20 protein-coding genes are annotated in these 20554 nt (G+C 72.4%); 11 read left to right on the top strand and 9 right to left on the bottom strand.

Annotated elements, in window-relative coordinates:
• The coding region (locus BUB97_RS03735; RefSeq protein ID WP_175562548.1) for a transposase at positions 1–232 on the top strand (232 nt) is incomplete at its 5' end.
• 272 nt (positions 233–504) lie between these two features.
• On the opposite strand, the gene BUB97_RS03730 is transcribed toward BUB97_RS03735, so the two are convergent.
• The 3 genes from BUB97_RS03730 to BUB97_RS03720 all read right to left on the bottom strand — a co-directional run bounded on the left by BUB97_RS03730 (position 505) and on the right by BUB97_RS03720 (position 2888).
• Positions 505–1506 carry a Bug family tripartite tricarboxylate transporter substrate binding protein gene (locus BUB97_RS03730; RefSeq protein ID WP_086061866.1) on the bottom strand — a complete coding sequence of 334 codons (1002 nt, stop codon included), beginning with the start codon at positions 1504–1506 and terminating at the stop codon, positions 505–507.
• Between the two features lie 88 nt (positions 1507–1594).
• Positions 1595–1795 (bottom strand): hypothetical protein, encoded by a 201-nt coding sequence (locus BUB97_RS03725; protein ID WP_073131565.1) that lies wholly within the window; start codon positions 1793–1795, stop codon positions 1595–1597.
• A 70-nt stretch (positions 1796–1865) separates the two neighbouring features.
• Entirely contained in the window at positions 1866–2888 is a 1023-nt protein-coding gene (locus BUB97_RS03720; RefSeq protein ID WP_073131563.1) for a zinc-binding alcohol dehydrogenase family protein, read from the bottom strand.
• Between the two features lie 100 nt (positions 2889–2988).
• Here BUB97_RS03720 and BUB97_RS03715 point away from each other — a divergent pair, with 100 nt between their 5' ends.
• Positions 2989–3345, top strand: a complete 357-nt coding sequence (locus BUB97_RS03715) for a winged helix-turn-helix transcriptional regulator (RefSeq protein ID WP_073131561.1) — start codon at positions 2989–2991, stop codon at positions 3343–3345.
• Between the two features lie 12 nt (positions 3346–3357).
• On the opposite strand, the gene BUB97_RS03710 is transcribed toward BUB97_RS03715, so the two are convergent.
• Positions 3358–3759 (bottom strand): hypothetical protein, encoded by a 402-nt coding sequence (locus tag BUB97_RS03710; protein ID WP_073131559.1) that lies wholly within the window; start codon positions 3757–3759, stop codon positions 3358–3360.
• A 155-nt stretch (positions 3760–3914) separates the two neighbouring features.
• Between BUB97_RS03710 and BUB97_RS03705 the strand changes: the two genes are divergently transcribed.
• From BUB97_RS03705 to BUB97_RS03695, 3 genes are all read left to right on the top strand, one after another.
• Positions 3915–5525 (top strand): ABC transporter substrate-binding protein, encoded by a 1611-nt coding sequence (locus tag BUB97_RS03705; protein WP_073131557.1) that lies wholly within the window; start codon positions 3915–3917, stop codon positions 5523–5525.
• Complete coding sequence (locus BUB97_RS03700; RefSeq protein WP_073131555.1) at positions 5522–7225, top strand: gamma-glutamyltransferase family protein; 1704 nt, start codon at positions 5522–5524, stop codon at positions 7223–7225. The genes BUB97_RS03705 and BUB97_RS03700 overlap by 4 nt, the downstream gene beginning before the upstream one ends.
• A 120-nt stretch (positions 7226–7345) precedes the next feature.
• On the top strand, positions 7346–10159 hold the full coding sequence (locus BUB97_RS03695; protein ID WP_073131553.1) for a phosphoenolpyruvate carboxylase: 2814 nt from the start codon (positions 7346–7348) through the stop codon (positions 10157–10159).
• A gap of 256 nt (positions 10160–10415) precedes the next feature.
• Here BUB97_RS03695 and BUB97_RS03690 read toward each other — a convergent pair whose 3' ends face one another.
• Positions 10416–10610: a hypothetical protein gene (locus BUB97_RS03690; RefSeq protein WP_073131551.1), complete on the bottom strand. Its 195-nt coding sequence runs from the start codon at positions 10608–10610 to the stop codon at positions 10416–10418.
• Positions 10611–10709: 99 nt separating this feature from the next.
• Here BUB97_RS03690 and mdoH point away from each other — a divergent pair, with 99 nt between their 5' ends.
• From mdoH to BUB97_RS03670, 4 genes are all read left to right on the top strand, one after another.
• Positions 10710–12482: a glucans biosynthesis glucosyltransferase MdoH gene (mdoH, locus tag BUB97_RS03685; RefSeq protein WP_073131549.1), complete on the top strand. Its 1773-nt coding sequence runs from the start codon at positions 10710–10712 to the stop codon at positions 12480–12482.
• Positions 12475–13269, top strand: coding sequence for an amidohydrolase family protein (locus BUB97_RS03680; RefSeq protein WP_175562547.1), 795 nt, complete (start codon positions 12475–12477; stop codon positions 13267–13269). The genes mdoH and BUB97_RS03680 overlap by 8 nt, the downstream gene beginning before the upstream one ends.
• Complete coding sequence (locus BUB97_RS03675) at positions 13266–14237, top strand: LysR family transcriptional regulator (protein WP_073131545.1); 972 nt, start codon at positions 13266–13268, stop codon at positions 14235–14237. The genes BUB97_RS03680 and BUB97_RS03675 overlap by 4 nt, the downstream gene beginning before the upstream one ends.
• 117 nt (positions 14238–14354) lie before the next feature.
• A complete protein-coding gene (locus BUB97_RS03670; RefSeq protein WP_073131542.1) occupies positions 14355–14876 on the top strand; it encodes a hypothetical protein in 522 nt (173 codons plus the stop codon).
• A gap of 19 nt (positions 14877–14895) precedes the next feature.
• Here BUB97_RS03670 and BUB97_RS03665 read toward each other — a convergent pair whose 3' ends face one another.
• Together BUB97_RS03665 and htpX are read right to left on the bottom strand one after the other, a co-directional pair.
• On the bottom strand, positions 14896–15615 hold the full coding sequence (locus tag BUB97_RS03665; protein WP_073131540.1) for a haloacid dehalogenase type II: 720 nt from the start codon (positions 15613–15615) through the stop codon (positions 14896–14898).
• A 19-nt stretch (positions 15616–15634) separates the two neighbouring features.
• A complete protein-coding gene (htpX, locus tag BUB97_RS03660; protein ID WP_086061864.1) occupies positions 15635–16597 on the bottom strand; it encodes a zinc metalloprotease HtpX in 963 nt (320 codons plus the stop codon).
• 43 nt (positions 16598–16640) lie between these two features.
• On the opposite strand from htpX, the gene BUB97_RS03655 reads away from it, so the two are divergent.
• A complete protein-coding gene (locus tag BUB97_RS03655) occupies positions 16641–16799 on the top strand; it encodes a DUF1674 domain-containing protein (protein WP_073131538.1) in 159 nt (52 codons plus the stop codon).
• A gap of 61 nt (positions 16800–16860) precedes the next feature.
• Positions 16861–17565, top strand: a complete 705-nt coding sequence (locus BUB97_RS03650) for a GDSL-type esterase/lipase family protein (RefSeq protein WP_073131535.1) — start codon at positions 16861–16863, stop codon at positions 17563–17565.
• 7 nt (positions 17566–17572) lie between these two features.
• On the opposite strand, the gene BUB97_RS03645 is transcribed toward BUB97_RS03650, so the two are convergent.
• Both BUB97_RS03645 and BUB97_RS03640 read right to left on the bottom strand, forming a co-directional pair.
• Positions 17573–18682, bottom strand: coding sequence for a glycosyltransferase family 4 protein (locus tag BUB97_RS03645; protein WP_073131533.1), 1110 nt, complete (start codon positions 18680–18682; stop codon positions 17573–17575).
• A gap of 446 nt (positions 18683–19128) precedes the next feature.
• Positions 19129–20376, bottom strand: coding sequence for an RsmB/NOP family class I SAM-dependent RNA methyltransferase (locus BUB97_RS03640; protein ID WP_073131531.1), 1248 nt, complete (start codon positions 20374–20376; stop codon positions 19129–19131).
• Positions 20377–20554 lie beyond the last annotated feature (178 nt).

Below are 20554 nucleotides of genomic sequence, written 5' to 3'. Positions count from 1 at the left end.
TGTCGCGCAGAAATCGCGACATTCAGCGATCGACGGCCGCACCACCCGGCACGAGAGCCATGCCCTGTCCCAGAAACACCGCAAGCGCATCGAGGAGGCTTTCGGCTGGGCCAAGACCGTCGGCGGCATGGCCCAGACCGTCTATCGTCGCATCGAACGCGTGCGATCCCGCTTCATCCTGACGATGGTCGCCAACAACCTGGCCCGACTGCCCCGGCTGCTGGCAGCATGAAGCCGAAAACCGGCATCCGGCGTCCATGCCGCTCGTAGGAACGGGCCGGACGCGCAAAGCCGCTGGTCCCTCCGACGGGAAAACGCTCCAGAACGCCGAGTAATTCAGCGACCTGCTAGGACCTCAGGCGACTGCAAGGGCAGGAATAGCGCCCGGCAACCAGGGACCCCACCGATCCGGGGTATCCACGGCAGTCAGAAGGGGTTCCAAGGGCCTCAGGCCCTTGGCGGGTGAGGGCGGAGCCCTCTCTCAACTGGTCCCAGGAAAACCCCTCAGTCCAGCCTCAGCCCGATGCGCTTCACGATGTTCTGGTACAGCCCGAACTCGCGATCCAGGAAGGCGCGGGTGGAGGCGGGGGTGCTGTCCGGCATGGGCGTTGTTCCGGTGCTCTCCAGGCGCTCGCGCACGCGGGGCTCGGCCAGGGCGGCGTTGGCGGCCTTGCTCAGGGCTTGCGCGACTTCCTCGGGCAGGTCCTTCGGGCCGACCATCACGGTCCAGGTTGTCAGCTCGTAATCCGGCAGCACAGCTTCGGCGACGGTGGGCACGTCCGGGAAGTTCGCGTCCCTCGTCTGGGTTGTGACGGCCAGCAGGCGCAGCGCGCCGTCGCGGATTTGCCCGACGACGGAGCCGAGCTGGTCCACCGCATAGAGCGTCTCGCCCTTGATGAGGGATTCCGCGGTTTGCGAGCCGCCGCGATAGGGGATGTGCTGCGCGCTGGTGCCGGCCAGGTTGGCCAGGTAGTCGGCGCCGAGATGCGAGACGCCGCCAACGCCGGAGCTGGCATAGCTGATCCGCCCGGGCTCGGCCTTCAGCCGGTCCACCAGCTGCTTGATGGTGGTGATGCCGGAGTTGGTGGGCACGACCACGCCCAGCGGGCTGGTGCCCACAACGGTGAGCGGCGTGAAGTCCTGGGTGGGGTGGTAGCGCGCCGCGCTGGCGCCCGAGGCCGGGGCGACGGCGAGGGTCGAGGCGGAGCCGACCAGCAGGGTGTAGCCATCCGGCCGCGCACGGCGGACATATTCCGCGCCGATGGCGCTGCCGCCGCCCGGGCGGTTTTCCACCAGCACGCGCCCTTCAGGGTGCAGCAGCGGCCCCATCCGGTCGGCCAGCAGGCGCCCGGCGAGGTCGTTGGCGCCGCCGGGTGCGAAGGGGACCACGATGGTGATCGCCCGGTCGGGGAAGCGGCCCTGCGCAAGGGCGGGCCGGGACAGCGAGGTCCCGGCGGCAAGGGCAAGGGCGGCGGAACGGCCGCCGAACTGGCGTCGGCTCAGCATGGACAGGTCTCCTCGCCGGCCTCGTTCCGGGCCGGTCCTGCCGCCATACTGGCCTGGGGCGGAGGGGCGCGTCACCCCTCCGCCGCCATCAGGCGTCGCCCACTGTCACCGTGACCATCCCCGTGCCCTCGCATTCCGGGCAGGGCTTGCTTCGCAGGGTGCCGGTGCCGCCGCAGGCCGGGCAGGTGTTCTGCGCCGTCTGGGAAGCCCCGGATTCCGCCTCGTCACCGGGGCGTTCCCCGCCCGTGGCGGGCACGGGAATGCCGGTGGTGCTGGGGTCGCCGGTCATCGCACATCTCCCGGAAGGCTGGACCGGGGGTGAACGCCGCCATGGAGGCGGCGTTTCCCGGGCCGCCGGATCAGGCGCCGAACCCCTCCAGCACGATCTTGCCGCGCGCCCTGCCGCTTTCGATCAGCGCATGGGCGCGGCGCAGGTTCGCCGCGTTGATGGTGCCGAAATGCTCGCCCAGCGTGGTGCGGAGCGTGCCGGCATCGACCAGCCGCGCCACCTCGTCCAGCAGCGCGCCCTGCTCGCCGATATCGGCGGTGCCGAACATCGAGCGGGTGAACATGAACTCCCAGTGCAGGGACACGCTCTTGCGCTTCAGCAGGGAGACGTCGAGCGTGGCGGGGTCGTCGATCAGGGCGAAGCGGCCCTGGGGCGCGATCAGCTCCGCGACCTCGGCGAGGTGCTGGTCGGTCTGGGTGGTGGAGAAGACGAAGCCCGGCGCGCCAAGGCCGAGCGCGGCCACTTCCGCCGCCAGGGGCCTGGAATGGTCCACCACGTGATGGGCGCCCAGCGACAGCGCCCAATCCCGCGTCTCCGGGCGGGAGGCGGTGGCGATGACGGTCAGGTCCGTCAGCCTTCGCGCCAGCTGCACCGCGATGGAGCCGATGCCGCCCGCACCGCCCAGCACCAGGATGGCGCGCGCGGCGCCCGGCACGGCGTGGGTCTTCACCTGCAGCCGGTCGAACAGGGCCTCCCAGGCGGTGATGGCCGTGAGGGGAAGGGCGGCGGCCTCCGCGAAGCCGAGCGAGGCGGGCTTGGCGCCGACGATCCGCTCATCCACCAAGTGCAGCTCGGCATCCGTGCCGGGTCGGGTGAGGTCGCCGGCATAGAAGACCGCATCGCCGGGCCGGAAGCGCCGGGCCTCCGGGCCCACGGCCTTCACGATGCCGGCGGCGTCCCAGCCCAGCACCTTGTGCTGCCCCGCCTCGGGCGCGGCCCGCATGCGCACCTTGGTGTCCACTGGATTCACCGAGACGGCGCGTACCTCGACCAGCAGGTCCCGGCCCCGCGGCTCCGGGGCGGGCAGGTCGATATCCACCAGGGCCTCGGCCTCCGTGATGGGAAGGGAGCGGGCGTAGCCAATGGCGCGCATGGCGCATCTCCATGTCGTTGCTGGCTGCCGAGATGCGCGATAGCCTCATCCATCGCAAGAACGCACATTCATCGCCCATAGTGTCGAAAAGGATACCGTCGTGCCCCGCACCCGCCACGCCTCCCTCGGCTGCAGCCCCGGCTGCGCGGTGGAGGCGACGCTCGCCCTCATCGACGGCAAGTGGAAGGGCGTGATTCTCCATCATCTCGGGGAGGGGACGATGCGCTTCAACGAGCTCCGCCGGCGCCTGCCCAACGTCACCCAGCGCATGCTGACCAACCAGCTCCGGGAGCTGGAGGCGGATGGGCTGATCACGCGGCGGGTCTATGCGGAAGTGCCGCCGCGCGTGGAATACAGCCTCTCCGAACGCGGCCGCAGCCTCGCGCCCGTGATCCGGGCGCTGAAGGAATGGGGCGACGAGCATGTCATGGCGGGGCTGGCCGCCCAGGCGGCCTGAGGCGCGGGCCGTTCAGCTCGCGCGCAGGCCGGAGCGGGTGACGGTGATGGTGCTCACCGCGCAGACATCCACATGCCGCAGCTCCGAGGCGCGCCCGTTCTCCCACACCACCCGGAAATCGTGCGGCGCCTCGCTGGAGGCGCGGTAGGAGGTGGAGCGCCCGGGCGGGAGCTGGTTCCGGCCCAACCGGTCCGGCCCCCAGTCACGCCGGGAGGAGGGGTTGAAGTACAGCTCCTGCACCGTGGCGCCGGACTGGTTCACCACGCTGAAGCCCGTGTCACAACGGCCGCGCTGTCCATAGCCCGAGCTTCCATAGCCCTGGGACCCGTAGCTTTGCGGCCCATAGCCGGATGTCGCCCCGAGGCAGCCGGGGAGCAGAAGAAGCCCGAGCAGGGGCAGGGCGCGGCGCATCATCGGCATCTCCCCGTGGCCCGGAGGGGGCCCGCGCCCGGGAGGCTAAGGGCCCATTCGTGTCGGAATCGTTAGAACCGCCTGGGCTGGAAGGGTGGCGTCGATCGCCCTAGCCTTCCCGCCCGTGGCGCCTTCCGCGCCGGATGAGGCTCGGCGGCATGGCGAAACGCAGGTTCTGGGGTGGGTTGGCCCTCCTCCTTGCAACCCTTCCGGCGGCTCCGGAAGCCAGGGCGCAGGCGGCGCCGGCCACCCTGACCGTGGCGGTCGAGGCGCCCTTCGGGATCGACCCGCATTTTCTCTTCGTCGGGCCGAACATGGCCGCCGCCCGGCATATCTATGACAGCGTGATCAACCGGGATTCCGAAAGCCGCTTCGTGCCGGGCATCGTGGAATCCTGGACCGCGGCCGACGAGACGACATGGGTGCTGAAGCTGCGCCCGGGCGTGACCTTCCATGATGGCAGCCCCTTCACCGCCGAGGACATCGCCTTCTCCATCGCCCGCGTGCCGGCGGTGCCGAACAACCCCGGCCCCTACAGCTCCAACCTCCGGACCATCGCCTCGGTCGAGGTGGTCGATCCGATGACGGTGCGCATCCGGACGGACCGGCCGAACCCGACGCTCATGGGGCAGCTGACCAACATCTTTATCGTCTCCCACATCGCGGCGCGCGGGGAGGGGACGCCGGCGGGCGCGAGCACCGCGGAGTTCAACAGCGGCCGCGCGGCCATCGGCACCGGCCCGTACCGTCTGGTGCAGATGCGCGGGTCGGAAGGGATGTCGCTGGCGCGCAACCCGACCTACTGGGGCCCGGCCCCCGCCTATGAGAAGGCCGAGATCCGCGTCATCGGCAACGATGCGTCCCGCCTCGCCGCGCTGCTCTCGGGCGATGTGGACCTGATCGAGAGCGTGCCGCCCGGCGACGTGGCGCGGCTGGAGCGCGAGCCGCGCGTGAGCGTGTTCCGCCGCAACTCCGACCGCATCATGTACCTCATCCCGCATGTCGGCGCCGAGCGGCTGCAGATGCTGACGGATGCGGATGGCAAGCCGCTGGATCACAACCCCCTGCGCGACGTGCGCGTGCGCCGCGCGCTCTCCCTGGCGCTGGACCGCACGGCCCTGGCCGCCCGCGCGCTGGATGGGCAGGCGGTTCCCACGGGCCAGATGGTGCCGCAGCAATTCGGTGCCTATGACCCGGCCTTTCCCGTGCCGCGCGCCGATCCGGAAGGCGCGAAGCGGCTTCTCGCGGAGGCCGGCTATCCCCGCGGCTTCGGGCTCACCATCGGCTGCTCCAACAACCGCTTCGTGAACGATGCGCGCGTCTGCCAGGCGGTGGGACAGATGTTCACCCGCGCCGGCTTCCAGGCGAAGGTGGAGACCATGCCGGGCAGCGTCTTCTTCCCGCGCACCGTGGAGGGCAAGAACGACTTCCCCGTCATCCTCTACGGCCTCTCGCTCTCCTCCTCGCGCGATGCCAGCTACATCCTCTCCACCGCCGTGCACACGCGCAACATTCGGGAGGCCTATGGGCAGGGCAACCGCGGCACCTTCTCGGAGCCGGAGATGGACCGCGCCATCCAGGCCGCCATCACGCGCAGCGACGAGGGGCGCGAGGACGGGTTGCGCCAGGTGATGCGCGCGGCCATCGACCGGGTGCCGATCATCCCCATGTACAACCAGGTGACGCTCGTCGCCGGGCGGCGGAGCGTGGTCTACGAGCCGCGCATGGACGAGCAGTTGTTGGCGCAGCAGGCGAGGCCCGCCCAATGAATACGACCCGCCCCCTCGTCTCCGGCCCGCGCCATGCGGTGAGTGCCGGGCATTACCTCGCCACCGGCGCCGGCCTCGCCATCCTGGAAGCGGGCGGCAATGCCATCGATGCCGGGGTGGCGGCGGGGCTCGTCCTCGGCGTGGTGCAGCCGGATATCGTGAATTTCGGCGGCGTCGCGCCCATCCTCATCCGCCGCGCCGATGGGCGGGTGGAGAGCATCGCGGGCCTGGGCCACTGGCCCATGTCCCTCCCGCCGGACATCTTCATGCGCGAGCATGGCGGGAAGATGCCGCGCGGCGTGCTGCGCACCGTGGTGCCCGCCGCCCCAGATGCCTGGATCACCGCGCTGCAGCGCCACGGCACCATGGGCTTCGCCGATGTGGCGGGCGCCGCCATCCGCTTCGCGGAGGAGGGCTTCCCCGTCTATCCTATGTTCGCGGAGAGCATCGCCTCCCACGCGAAGGACTATGCGGAGTTCCCGACCAACGCCGCCATCTTCCTGCCGGGCGGCAAGCCGCATGCGGTGGGGGAGCTGTTCATCCAGAAGGACCTCGCCGCCACCATCCGCTTCATGGCCGATGAGGACCGCCGCGCGGCGGTCAGGGGCGGGCGGCAGGCCGGGCTCCAGGCCGCGCATGACGCCTTCTACAAGGGCGAGATCGCGCAGCGCATCGTCGCCTTCATGAAGGAGCAGGGCGGCTATCTCTCCGCCGCGGACCTGGCGAATTTCCGCTCGCGCCTGGAACCGGCCGTCACGCGGGACTGGCGCGGCCATCAGGTGACGACGAGCGGCCCCTGGTGCCAGGGGCCGGCGCTGCTGGAAGCGCTGCTGCTGATGGAGAAGGCCGGCTTCGACGGCATGGCCCATAACAGCCCGGACTACCTGCACCTGCTGGCCGAATGCCTGAAGGTCGCCATGGCCGATCGCGAATACCATTTCGGCGACCCGGCCTTCCGCGAGGTGCCGCTGGAGGCGCTGCTGGGCGAGGCGCATCTGGCCGCGCGCGCGGCCGCGATCGACCCGCGGCGCGCGCATCCCGGCATGCCCGCCCCGCGGCTGAACGACGGCACGGGCAAGCATGAGCGCAGCGAGCGGCTGGTGGCGGCCATCGAGCCCGATACCTCCTATGTCGCGGTGGTGGACCGGGAGGGGAACGCCTTCTCCGCCACGCCCTCCGACGGCACATGGAACGTGCCGGTCATCCCGGGCCTCGGCTTCGTCGCCTCGCCGCGCGGCACGCAGTCCCGCCCCGATCCCGCGCATCCCTGCGGCGTGCGCCCCGGCGCCCGCCCGCGGCTGACGCCGAACCCGGCCCTGGTGGTGACGCGGGAGGGCGCCGTCATCCCGCTCGGCACACCAGGGGGCGACGTGCAGGTACAGGCCATGCTGCAGGTCATCCTGAACCACCTGCATTTCGGGATGGACCTGCAGGAGGCGATCGAGGCGCCACGCGTCGCGACCTATTCCTTCCCCTCCTCCTTCGCGCCCTATGACTACTTCCCCGGGCGCCTGGCCGTGGAGGCACGCATCCCCGCCGCCACGCGCGACGCGCTGCGGGAGAGGGGGCACGAGATCCAGGACTGGCCGGACTGGACCTGGCTGGCGGGCAGCGTGGAGGCGGTGCGCTACGACCCCGCCAGCGGCGTGAAGATGGGCGCCGCCGATCCGCGGCGCCCGGCTTATGCCATGGCCATGTAGGGGCCCCTTCCGGCTGGCCGGACCTGCTTCGGCCGGCAAGGGCTTTGCCAAATTCCTTCGCGGCTGCAGCATCATCGGCCCCGGGGCGTTCCCCCGGGGCAGGAGCAGCGGAGCGCGAGCATGGCCAAACCCGCGAGACGGCAGGATTCGACCCCCGATCTGCCGGCGCTGGCCGCCGGCGTCCGTGCCCAATCGGCGGGCGATCCCTTCGCCACCCCGGCTCTCGCCATGGCCCTTGCCCTCAGCCGCCGCCTGGATGACGGCGAGATCGACCTCTCCACGCTGCGGGCGGCCCTGCGCCGGATCGGCGACCTGGCCTTCGCGGACCGGGCCGCGGGGCTGGCGCGGAATGTTGGCGGCACGGACGCGGAAGCGACCGATGCGGCGCTGATCGAGGTGGCCACCCGCGCCGCCCGCCCGGACCCCGCCGACAGCCCCGTTCCCTTCGCCGCCTTCCGCGCGGCCTGCGAGCGGCCGCGCGCGGCGGCGGTCTTCACCGCCCACCCCACCTTCTCCCTGCCGCGCGCCACCAACCGCGCCCTGGCGGCGGCGGCCTGCGGAACCCCGGCGCCCGCGGACCTGCCGCTCCGCCCCGTGCCCCCGGACCTGGAGGAGGAGTTCTCCCAGGCCGTGGAGGCCATCGCCAACGGGCGGGACGCGCTGGACCGGCTGGCGGCCGCCTTCCTCGGCGTCGCGCGGGACACCTGGCCGGACCGCTGGCGCAGCCTGGTGCCCACGCCGGTCATCCTCTCCTCCTGGGTCGGCTACGATACGGATGGGCGCACCGATATCGGCTGGCAGGACACGCTGCGGCTGCGGCTACGGATGAAGGAGCTCGGCCTCGCCCGGCTGGAGGCCCAGATCACCGCCCTGCCGCCGGAGGGCACCGCGCCGCTGCGCGAGCGCCTCGGCCAGGCGCTGGAGGCCGTGCGGGCCCAGATCTCGGCCTGCCCGCCCCCCGGCGTGCCGGACCCCGAGGCGGCGCAGCGCTTCGCCCATGCGCTGGTGGGGCGGCGCGACGAGGCGCTGACCACGCCCGAGCCGCTGCTGGAACTCTTCGGCGGCGCCATCGCGGCCGCGCCGGACGACCATGTGCGGCTTGCGCTCTGCGTCGCGCGGGCGGGGCTGGTGGCGCATGGGCTGTCGCTCGCCCATACCCATGTGCGGCTGAATTCCGCCCAGCTCCACAACGCCGCGCGGCTGCGCGTGCCCGCGCTGGGCGGCGGGCCGGATGACGCGGCACGCCGCCGCGCGCTGTTCGGCGCCATCAACGCCGCGCTGGACGAGGCCCGGGCGGAGCCGGTGGATACGGGCGGGCTGCTCTCGGAATCCGCCAGCGCCATGCGGCTGATGATGACGGTCGCGCAGATCGCGAAGCACATCGATTCCTCCCAGCCCGTGCGCTTCCTCGTGGCGGAGACGGAGAGCGGCTACACGCTGCTCGCGGCCCTCCTCATCGCGCGGCTCTGCGGGGTGGACCGGCATGTGGAGATCAGCCCGCTCTTCGAGACCGCGGAGGCGCTGGAACGGCGCGGCGAGCGCGTGATCGAGGAGGCGCTGCGCTCCCCGCACTGGCGCGCCTATCTGCGCGGCCTCGGGCGGCTCTGCCTGCAATTCGGCTATTCGGATTCCGGCCGCTATGTCGGCCAGCCCGCCGCCTCCCACCTGATCGAGCGGCTGAAGCTGCGCGTCGCCGACCTGCTCGCCCGTCATGGGCTCGCGGACCTGGAAGTTGTGCTGTTTGACACGCATGGCGAGGGGCTGGGCCGGGGCGGCCACCCCGATGGCCTGGCCGCCCGCTTCGACTACCTGGACCCGCCCGCGAGCCGCGCCGCCTTCGCCGCGCACCGCACCCCCACGCGGCTGGAGACGAGCTTCCAGGGCGGCGACGGCTACCAGCTCTTCGGCACGCCCGCCCTGGCCCATGCCGCCGTCGCACGCATCGCCGAGCACGCCTTCGCCCCGCCCCCGGGCGAGGTGACCGACCCCGTCTATGCCGAGGCGGGATTCGCCGCCGATCTCTTCGCCGGCATGCGCGGCGCCATGGCGGGGCTGGTCGAGGACCCGGGCTATGCGGGCCTGCTCGGCGGCTTCGGCCCGGCGCTGCTGGACCGCACGGGCTCCCGCCCCGCTGCGCGGCAGAGCGACACCGGCGGCCCCGCCACCATCCGCCACCCGCGGGAGCTGCGGGCCATCCCGAACAACGCCGTGCTGCAGCAGCTCGGCTTCCTCGCGGACCTCACCCACGGCCTCGGCGCCAATGCCTCGCGCGAGCCGGAGAGCTTCGCCGAGCTGGTGCGGAAATCCCCGCGCTTCGCCGGCGCCATGGCCTTCGCCCGCGCCGGGCTGGCGCTGTCCGATCCCGACATCCTGCGCGGCTATGTCGCCACCCTCGACCCCGGCATGTGGCTGGACCGCGCGGCCCATGCGCGCAGCCCCGCCAACGCCGCAGCCCTGGCCGCGGTGGCGACGGCGCTGGAGGAGCAGGGGCTGGGCGATTCCGTGCGCCGCACCTTCCGACGCATGCTCGCGGACGACACGGCCCTGCGCGCCGCCTGGCCGGCCGAGGGCGCGCCGCCCCGCATGTCGGACCGGCTCTTCGCCGTGCATGCCGTGCGGCTGCTGCTGATTCACCGGATCTGGCTGCGCACCGTGAACATCCCCGAATTCTCGCCGCGCCACGGCGTCACGCGCGACGGGCTGCTCCGGCGCCTCCTGCGCCTGGATGTGGAGGAGGCGGCGAAGCTGCTCGATTCCGTCTTCCCCGCGCATGAGCCGCCCAGCGCCGCGCTGGACTACGGCGAGCCGCCCGCGCCCCGCCACGGCGGCTACGGGCGCGAACATGCGGAGCTGATGGAACCGCTGCGGGAACTCTTCGCCATGGTGCGGGAGGCGAGCGCGGTGGTGTCGCTGGAATGCGGGGCACACGGGTGAGGTTCGTCGTTGAGGGCTCCGCCCTCACCCGCCAAGGGCCTGAGGCCCTTGGAACCCCGTCTGACTGCCGTGGATACGATGATCGAAGGGGTCTCTGGTTGTTTCGGCGCCTGATCCTGCCCTCGCAGTCGCCCGAGGTCCTAGACCTCAGGCGCACCGTCAGCCGAGTGATTCCAAACTCCTAAAAGAAGATGATGGTGAGGGGTCGAGGGAGAGGAAGAACTCCTTCTTCCTCTCCCCGGGACAGACCAACAAATCAGGCCCGCAGTGCGTCACCCTTCCCGGCGCGGTCCCCTTCCGGCAGTTCGCCCGTCCATTCGTCGGTGATCATGCCCTGCTGTTCGCTCACGCGGTCCAGTTCGGCCTTCGTCGGCGGGCGGGGGATGCGGGATCCACTGGCCTCTTCGGCGCTGAAATCGGCCTTCGGTCCCTCGGGTGCCTTGGCGGTCATGCGGCGTCTCCTCCTGCTGGCCTCTGGGTGGAACGTGCCCCGGGGCGGAAGGTTAGCCCGCGCCACGCTTCCGCCACGGGCGGCCGGCATGCTGGCAGGGTGACACCGCCTCCGCCCTGGCCCGGGGAGCGGCCCGCCCTTCGGCGCGCCGCCTTCCTCCTCCTCTGTCTCGTCGCCGCCTTACCTTTGCTGGCGCTGCTCTGGCGCGTCCTGGCGCCGGGGGGCTGGACGGGATGGGAGGTGGCGATCGCCGCGCTCTATGTCGGCACGCTGCCCTGGACGGCCATCTGTGTCGCCAATTCCCTCATCGGCCTCGTTCTGCTGCTGGCGAAGGCGGACGCGCCGGCTTTCCTCGTGCCGCAAGTGGCTGCCGTGCCGGCCGGCCCGCGCCTGCGCACGGCCATCGCCGTCTGCATCCGCAACGAGGCGATGGAGACCGTGCTGCCCCCCCTGGCACGCCTGCTGGATGGGCTCGAGGCGGCGGGGGAGGGGGGGCGCTTCACCCTCTGGTTCCTCTCCGACACGCGCGACCCGGAGCATGCGGCGGAAGAGGATGCGGCGATCGCCGCCTTCGCGGCGCAACGCGCGGGCGGCATCTCCATCCGCCATCGCCGCCGCGCCGGCAATGCCGGCTTCAAGGCGGGCAACGTGATGGACTTCATGGACCATCACGCCGGGGACCATGACCTCGCCCTCATGCTCGATGCGGATTCCGAGATGTCGGCCGCGGCCGTGCTGCGTCTGGTGCGGGGCATGGAGGCGGATCCGCGCCTGGCCCTGATCCAGCAACTGATCGTCGGGCGTCCGGCGCCGCGCGCCTTCCCGCGGCTGTTCCAGTACGGCATGCGCGCGGGGATGCGCGCCTGGGCCACGGGGCAGGGCTGGTGGCAGCTGGATGACGGCCCGTATTGGGGCCACAACGCCATCCTCCGCATCGCTCCGTTCCGGGAGCATGCGCGGCTCGCCCCGCTGCCCGACGGCTCCGCCATCCTCTCCCATGACCAGGTGGAGGCCGTGCGCCTGCATGCCGCCGGGTGGCGCGTGCGCTGCCTACCGGCCGAGGAGGGCAGCCTGGAGGGGAACCCGCCCGCCCTGCCCGAATTCCTCGCGCGCGACGTGCGCTGGGGCGCGGGCAACATGCAGTACCGTCACCTAGTGTTCCGCCCCGGCCTGCGCCCGATGGGCCGCTGGCAGCTGGCGCAGGCCATGCTGCTCTTCCTCTGCGCGCCGCTCTGGGTGGGGATGCTGCTGGCGGCGGTGGGCAATGGCCTGACGGGCGGCGGCGCGGCCACGCCGATGGGGGCGCTCGCGGCGCTGCTGGCGCTGACCTGGTTGGGCAATGCCGCGCCCAAGCTCTGCGGCTTCGCGGAACTTCTCCTCCGGCCGGACCGCGCCGCCCCCTATGGCGGGTGCGCGGCCGTGCTGCGCGGCGCGGCGGCGGAGATCCTCTTCTCCCTGCTCATGGAGCCGGTCAGCCTCGTCAACAAATCCATCGCCCTGGGCCGGCTGGCCCTGGGCGCGCGCGACGGGTGGGCGCCGCAGAACCGGGAGGACCGGGGCGTGGCCTGGGCCGATGCGGCGCGGCTGCTCTGGCCGCATACCCTGCTCGGCCTCGGATGCGCGGCGGCGCTGGCGGGCGTTTCCCTCTCCAGCCTGCTGCTGGCGCTGCCCTTCCTGGCCGGGCCGGTGCTGGCTGTCCCGCTCTGCGTCTGGACCGCCGCGCCGGGCTTCTCGGACTGGCTCCGCCGCCACCGGATCGCGGCCACGCCGGAGGAGCTGGCGGCCCTGCGCCCGGCCACTGCCCTTGGCACCGCCCAGGCCCCCATGGCGCCGGGAGGCGCAGGCGCCCAGGATGCGCCGCATCATGTCTGACCCGCTGCCCCCCCGAATCGTCGATACGCATCACCACATCTACGATCCGCGCATCCCGCCGCATCCCGGCACGCGGCCGCCGCCCGATGCGCCGCTCTCCGCCTACACGGCCCTGCGGCAGCGCCTGGGCATCACCCACCACGTGCTCGTCCAGCCCTCCTCCTACGGCTTCGACAACGCGCTGCACCTGGCCGCCCGCGCCGAGGCGCCCGGCATCTCCCGGGTCGTCGCCGTCCTTCCGCCCGATACAGACCCCGCGGAAGCCCGGCGGCTCGGCGCGGCCGGGGGGGTGGGGCTGCGCGCGAACCTCTCCCACCCCGTGCCGCTGGGACCCGGGGACGTGCCCGCCCTCGGCCGGCTCTGCGCCGACCAGGGCTGGCACCTCCAGATTTTCGCCGCCGCCGATCTCCTGGCGGAACTGGCCCCCGCCCTGCGCGCGCTTCCCTGCCCGCTGGTGCTGGACCACTTCGCCATGCTGCCGCCGGCGTCCTTCGCCGCGCATCCGGCCTGGCCCGTGGTGGCGGAGCTTCTCGCAGCCGGCCGCGCCTGGGTGAAGCTTTCCTCGCCCTATGCCCTGCCGCTGGGGGATCCCGCGCCGCTGATTCGCGCCCTTGCCGAGGCCGGGGCCAGCCAGCTCCTCTGGGGCACGAACTGGCCGCATCCCAATTCCGGCCAGCCGCAAGACGAGGCCGCGCTGCGCGAGGCGGCCCTCGCGCCGCTGACCGCCCCCCAGCGTGCCGCCGCGTTGTGGGCGAATCCCGCCCGGCTCTACGGGTTCGCGGCGTGAAGGACCTCTCCGGCTTCGACCTGAACCTGCTGCGCGTCTTCGACGCCGTGGCGCGGGAGCGGCATGTCACGCGCGCCGCCGCCCGGCTGAACCTCTCCCAGCCCGCGGTCTCCAACGCGCTGAACCGGCTGCGCGCGGCGCTGGGGGACGAGCTTTTCCTTCGTGCCCCGCAAGGCGTGGAGCCCACCAGCCTCGCTCTCGCCCTGATGCACCCGGTGGAGGAGATGCTGGACCGGCTGCAGGAAACCCTGGCCGCCACCGCGCCCTTCGACCCCGCGACGAGCGACCGCGTCTTCACCCTGGCCTTCTCCGAATATGCCGAGGCCATCCTGGCGCCGCCCCTTTTTGCGCGGCTGGCGGAGGAGGCGCCGAACATCCTCGTCGCGATCCGCCATGCGGACCGGACCAATGCGGGCGCGCTGCTGGAGAACAACGAGGCGCAGCTCGCCATCGCCATGCTGGGCGAGCCGACCGCGCTCTACACCCGCCTGCGGCTCCTGCCCGAAGCCTTCATGGTCCTCGCCCGCCCCGGTCATCCGCTGCTGGAGGGGGAGATGACCGCGGAACGCTACACGGGCTTCCCGCATCTGCTGCATTCGCCCAATGGCTCGCGGGACGGTGCGATCGACCGGGTGCTGCGCGAACTAGGCCATTCGCGTCGCCTCGGGGCTGTGGTGGCGCATCTCTCCGCCGTGCCGGGGATCCTGCTGCACACGGACATGGTGATGACGCTGTCGGGGCGCCTCGCGCGGCAGCTCTCGGCCGCCCATGGGCTGGTGCTGCTCCCGCTGCCCGAGGCGGTGGCGGCCGCGACGAAGCACACGCGCCTGTCGATGATCTTCCACCGCCGCTTCGAGGCGGACCAGGGCCATGCCTGGCTGCGCCGCCTGCTGCTGGCCCTGGCGCGGGAGGTGGTGGCGGACTGCCCGGCGGATGGAAAAAGGGCGAGCCGGGAGGCGGCGGACTAGCGCGCCGCTTCCTGTGCGTGCCGCCCCTCGCAACGGCGTGGCGTGGGGGGCGTTGGGACGGTTCTGCTCCTGAACGTGGCGTGAATGCCCGCCACGGACCGATCACGGAGGAATCCGATGCCCGCGCCCTTCCGCCTGCTGGCCGCCGTGCCGGCGATGAGCCTCGTCCTCCTCTCCGGCGTCCAGGCCCAGACCACCCAGCCGGAGACGGCCCGCCGCAACCAGGCGGTCTCGCCCACGGCGCCCAGCGTCGCCAACCCCAACCCGGACACGCCCGCGCCGCGCGCGCCGGACATGCAGACCTATCTCGGCATGCTCCAGAAGGCCGAGCAGGACCTGCGGCAGGAGATCTCGCGGGTGGAGGGCTCCAACCAGACCACGCAGCGCGGCGCGACCTCGCCGGATACCATCCACCTGATGCAGACCGCGCGGAATTCCTGGCAGATCGCCGAGCGCGCGCCGCAGGGCTTCGCCGGCAGCCAGGCCCATACGGCGGCCATGCAGGACATGCGTCACCGCTTCGCCGACATCGCCCATAACCGGCCCGCGCATACCCCGGCCGAGGCGCTGGATTCCGCGCGCGGCGTGCTGCAGTCCCTGCAGTCGCTTCGCCAGGCAGCGGCCTCCCAGCCCTCCTGAAGCCGGGTGGGCCCGGCGGCTAAAGCCCGAGCCGCGCCGCCAGCTCCACGAAATCCGTCGCGACCAGATCCCATTCCTGGTCGGGCGACAGGTCGGTCCGCTGCTCCGGCCCATGCTCCGTCGGGCGCGGCACGAAGGCGGTGCGAAGCCCGCAGCGCCGCGCCGCCGCCAGGTCTCCGTTATGGGCCGCGACGAGGCAGACCTCCTCCGGCCGCATGGCCAGGATCTCGGCGGTGCGGAGATACGCCTCCGGCGCGGGCTTGTAGGCCCGCGCCACCTCCGCCCCCAGGATCGCGTCCCAGGGCAGGCCGGCGCGCTTGGCCATGTCGGTCATCAGGATGATGTTGCCGTTCGACAGCGGGGCGATGATGTAGCGGGCCTTCAGCCGCGTGAGCCCCGCCACCGCATCCGGCCAGGGATCCAGCCGGTGCCAGGCCAGGTTCAGCGCGTCCAGCTCCGCCGGCGGCACCCGCGCGGGGTCGATGCCGGCATCCGGCAGCACCGCCTCCAGATTCTCCCGGTGCAGCACGTCCAGCCGCGTGAAGGGGCGGCGGCCGCTCCGCACTTCCTCCATGGCGGGCTGGTACCGGCGCCGCCAGGCATCGGCGAAGGCGGCCGGATCGGCGGCCGATCCGTGGCGCGCCAGGAAGGGCGCGGCCTCCCGCGCCACGCCGCTGCGCCAGTCCACCACCGTGCCGAAAACGTCGAAAACCAGGGCGCGCACGCCTTCCAGGGACATGGATCATTCCTCTTCGAAGCTAGGCCCAGGGGCCGGAGCGCCGCCCGACCGGACGTTCCCAGGGACGCCCGGGCGTGCCGCGGACGCTGCCGCCGCTCCAGGGCCCCCGGGGCGCGCCGGGCGCTGGTCCGTTCCGCGGGCCGCCCAGCGGCATGCCTCCGGCCATTTCCATCAGGGCGCGCACGCGGTTCGCCGTGCTCGGATGGGTCGAAAACAGGTTGTCCATCCGCGCGCCGGAGAGGGGGTTCACGATGAACAGATGCGCCGTGGCGGGATTCGCCTCGGCTGCCTGGTTCACGAAGCCATGCCGCGCCGCCTCCAGCCGCTGCAGCGCATTGGCCAGGCCGCGCGGATGGCCCGCGATCTCGGCGCCGAGCCGGTCCGCCTCGTATTCGCGGGAGCGGCTGATCGCCATCTGCACGAGCATGGCCGCCAGCGGCGCGACGATGATCGCGATCAGGATGCCGATGCCGCCCAGCGGGTTGTTCCGGTCCCGATGGCCGAACTGCGCCAGCATGCCAATGGCGCCGGCGACGCTGGCCGTCATGGTCATGATCAGGGTGTCGCGGTTGCGGATATGCGCCAGCTCATGCGCCACCACCCCCGCCACCTCCTCCTCCGGCATCATGGCCAGGAGGCCGGAGGTCACCGCGACCGCCGAATGCTCGGGCGAGCGGCCGGTCGCAAAGGCGTTCGGCTGGTCCTCGTGGATGAGGTAGAGCGCGGGCATGGGCAGCCCCGCCCGGGCGGCGAGATTCGCCACCAGCGAATGCAGCCGCGGGTTCTCCGCCGGCCCAATCGGTTCGGCATGGTGCATCCGCAGCACCATCCGGTCCGAATTCCACCAGGTGAAGACATTCATCCCCAGGCCGAAGAGGAAGGCGATCACCATCCCCTGCCGCCCGCCCAGCAGGAACCCCACCCCCGCGAAGAGGGCGACCAGACCCGCCATGAGGATGGCGGTGCGCGCATAACCGGACACGGACCCTGTTCCTCCTCTGCCGTTCCAACCCTATCTGGGGCGCATGACCGAGACCAACGAGACCAAGACCCCGCCCGCCCCGCCGGTTTCGCCGCCGCAGCCGGAAACGCCGCCCAGGCCCGCCGAGATCGGCGGCCCCAAGGGGCCGGAGCCGACCCGTTACGGCGACTGGGAGCGGAAGGGACGGGTCAGCGATTTCTGAGAGCCCGCCCGGGGGAACCGCTCGGGGTGACCGCTCGGCGCAGCGGGCGTTAGCCTGCCGCATGACCCGCCTCCCGCTCTTCGCCCTCCTCGCGGCCCAGGCCTTTCTGGCCCTGCCCGTGGCGGCCGCCCCGTGCGGCCCCCTGCCGCCGGGCACCCCCGCCATCACCCCCGCCCCGCAGGAGCGGGAGCGGGCCCAGCGCGTGACGGAGCGCAAGCTGGCCGAGCTGCGGGCCCATCCGGCGGAAACCCTCCTGGTCGGCGATTCCATCATCGCCGGCTGGCGCTCGGCCGCCGAGGATCTGGGCCGGCCGGTGACCAATTTCGGCGTCTCGGCCGACCGTACCGAGAACGTCCTCGCCCGGCTCGACCGGGCCGACTGGGCCGGCGCTCCGTTCCGGCGGGTGGTGGTGCTGATCGGCACCAACAACACCGCGCGGGACGATGCCTGCGCCATCCTGGCCGGCATCACCGCCATCGTCGGGCGCCTGCAGGAGAAGCTGCCGCAGGCGCGGATCCACGTCGTCTCCATCCTGCCGCGCGGGCCGCGCCTGGCCGCGCGGCGGCGCTTGATCGAGGCGGTGAACGCCGAACTGGCGCGGGAGCAGGGGCAGCTGCGGATCACCTTCGTGGACGCCTTCACCCCCTTCGCCCAGTCCTGCGGTGAGCAGGAGGAATGCCCCCTCCTTTCCGACCGTCTGCATCCAAGCCCGGCGGGTTATGCGGTGCTGGCGCGCACGCTGCGGGATGCGCTCGGCACGCCCTGAGGGCGGCTCAGAGCCCGAGAAGGTCCAGCGTCCGCTCCACCACCACCCGCTCGTCATAGAGGGCAAGGGCACGCGCCCGGCCCGCCTCGCCCATGCGAAGGCGCAGGGCGGGGTCCTCCGCCAGGCGGTTCAACGCGGCGGCCAGCGGCTCCACTGTGCCGGGGGGAACGAGAAGGCCGGTCTCGCTGGGCACCACCTGCTCCCTGGGCCCGCCGATATCCGTGGCGACGACGGGCAGCCCCGTCAGCATCGCCTCGATGACCGACATGGGCAGCCCTTCGAAATGGCTGGGCAGGCAGAAGATGTCGGAGGCCGCCAGCACCCGCTCCGTGTCATGGCGGTAGCCGAGGCGGCGCAGGCGGGGGCCCAGCGCGGCCGCGGCGCGGGCGAATTCCGGCTCCAGATCGGCACCATGGTCACTGGAGAGCCGTTCGCCCACCACCCAAAGGGTCGCGCCCGGGACGGCTTCCATCGCCCGCAACAGCTCCGGGTAGCCCTTGTGCCGGACGAGGCGGGAGATCGTGGTCACCACCACCTCCTCCGGCGCAGTGCCCAGCTCCGCGCGAAGGGCGGCGCGCGCCTCGGGGTCGGGATGGAAACGCTGGGGGTCACGGCCATTCCGCACGGCGAAGGGCGCGGGATGGATGCGCAGCCGCTTCGCGTCCTCCGCCTCCTCCTCGCTGACCGTGAGGAAGATGTCGGTCATCCGCCCGCCCAGCCATTCCAGCACGAGGGAGAGCGCGCGCCGCCAGGGGCGGCCGGGCTGGTTGAAGAGGAAGCCGTGCACCGTATAGGCCGTGCGCGGCACGCCCTCGACCCGGGCCGCCAGCCGGGCCAGCAAGCCGGAAATGGGAAAATGCCCATGCACCAGATCCGGCCTGCTCTCCCGGATCACGCCGCGCAGGGCCTGGAAGGCGCGCCAGTTCGCCCGGGGCGAGAGGCTGCGGGCCATGGGCAGGGGGATCACGGTGAAGCCCTCGGCGCGCGGCAGATCCAGCAGCGGGCCGTTAGCGGAAACCGCCACCACCTCATGCCCCCGCGCGCGAGCCCCGCGCATCAGCGGCAGGATGAAGTGGCGCAGCGCGAAATCGATATTGGCGACGAAAAGAACCCGCATGCGCCCGCCTCAGCCCCGCGCCGGAGGAGCGCAGGACGTGGCAAGGGAGAGGGAGCAGCTTGGTTCGGGCGGCATGGCGCGCCGGATTGACGCATTTCGCGCGGGCTGTGCAGCCCCCTCCCTGCAAGGAGGGAATGCCAAAATGCACCACCGGTGCGGCCTGGAGGGGTTGCCCTGTTGAGGGCTCCGCCCTCGCCCGCCAAGGGCCTGAGGCCCTTGGAACCCTGTCTGACTGCCGTGGATACCCCGGATCAAAGGGGTCTCTGGCTGAAGGTGCTGTCCCTGCCGTTGCAGTCGCCTCGGGGCATCGACCCGAGGCGCACCGTCAGCCCCGTGATCCCAAACTCCTAGAAAAGGATGATGGTGAGGGGGCCGGGGAGAGGAAGAATTCCTTCTTCCTCTCCCCGGGACAGACCCACAGCCCAGAACGAACGCGCGGCGCGCGATCAGTCCCGGGTGAAGCGTGCGATGAAGAACCCGTCCATCCCGCCCTTCTCTCCCCAGAGATCCGGCCGGGTGCGGAGAGCGCCTTCCGGGGTGAGGGCCATTTCGAGTCCGGGGACTTCTTCAGCCCGCACGGGCTCGGCGCGCAGGCCGAGGCTGGCGGCGCGGGCGAGATGCGCCTCGCCTTCCTCGGGCTGGAGCGAGCAGGTGGCGAAGACCAGCCGGCCGCCCGGGGCGAGCAGCCCGGCCGCGGCTTCCAGCAGCGCCGCCTGGGTGGCCGCGAGCTTGGCCACGTCCCGGACGCGGCGCAGATGCGGCACCTCGGGATGGCGGCGGATGGTGCCGGTCGCGGTGCAGGGTGCGTCCAGCAGAACCGAATCGAAGCCGCCTCGCCGCTCGGCCGCCCAGGGCATGACATCGGCCACCACCACCTCGGCCTCCATCTTCAGCCGGGCCAGGTTCTCGCGCAGGCGGTTCGCGCGGGCGGCCTCCTTTTCCACGGCGGTGACGGCAGCCCCCATGCCGACGAGCTGCGCCGTCTTGCCGCCCGGCGCGGCGCAGAGATCGGCCACGCGCTGGCCTGGCCGGGGTGCGAGCAGCCGCGCGGGCAGGCTGGCCGCCGCGTCCTGCGCCCAGAAGCCGCCGTCGGCGAAGCCGGGGATTTCGGTGATGCGGGTGCCGGCGGGCAGGCGCGCCGTGCCGTTCGGAAGAAGCTCCGCCCCTTCCGGGGCCGCCGCGCCGGGCGCCAGGGAGAGGTCGAGCGGCGCCGGCCGCGTATGCGCCTCCGCGATGGCTCGCACCTTCGGCCCATAGGCGGCGTGCCAGGCGGACCAGAGCCAGGGCGGGGTGTCCAGCCGGGCCGCATCCAGCCCTTCCAGCGCTGCGGGGCCCTCCGTCGCCACCTTGCGGAGCACGGCGTTCACCAGCCCGGCGAAGGGCTTGGGGGCCAGGGCCACCGCATTCCCCACCGCCGCATGGGGCGGGGTGCCGAGCAGCAGCAGCTCGGCCGCGCCGATGCGCAGCGCCTGCAAGGCGGGCGGGGAGGGCTCGCGGCGCAGATACGGCTCCAGCACCGCGTCGATGCTGCCCAGCCGCCGCAGCACGGCGGCGGCGATGCGATGGGCGGCGGCGCGGTCGCGCGGCTCGATGCGGGCGGGCAGGGCGTCCAGCGCCTCGTCCAGGGCGCGGTGGCGCTCCAGCACGGCGGAGACGAGGGCGAAGGCGGCGGACCGGGTGGGATTCAGCGGCATGGAGGGGCGACTTGGCGCATTTCACGCCGGATGTGCAGCCCCAAACGCATGGGGGCTGCCCGGCGTTCCCCTTTCGTCAACGGGTTTGGGGTCTGGGCTGTCGGTCTGTCCCGGGGAGAGGAAGAAGGAATTCTTCCTCTCCCCGGACCCGTCGAACGCAATACCTTCGACCCATCAT

Source organism: Muricoccus roseus (assembly GCF_900141905.1).
GTDB lineage: Bacteria > Pseudomonadota > Alphaproteobacteria > Acetobacterales > Acetobacteraceae > Roseomonas > Roseomonas rosea.
Note: the sequence above shows the minus strand (reverse complement) of the source record. Positions and strands in the feature narration are given on the sequence as shown.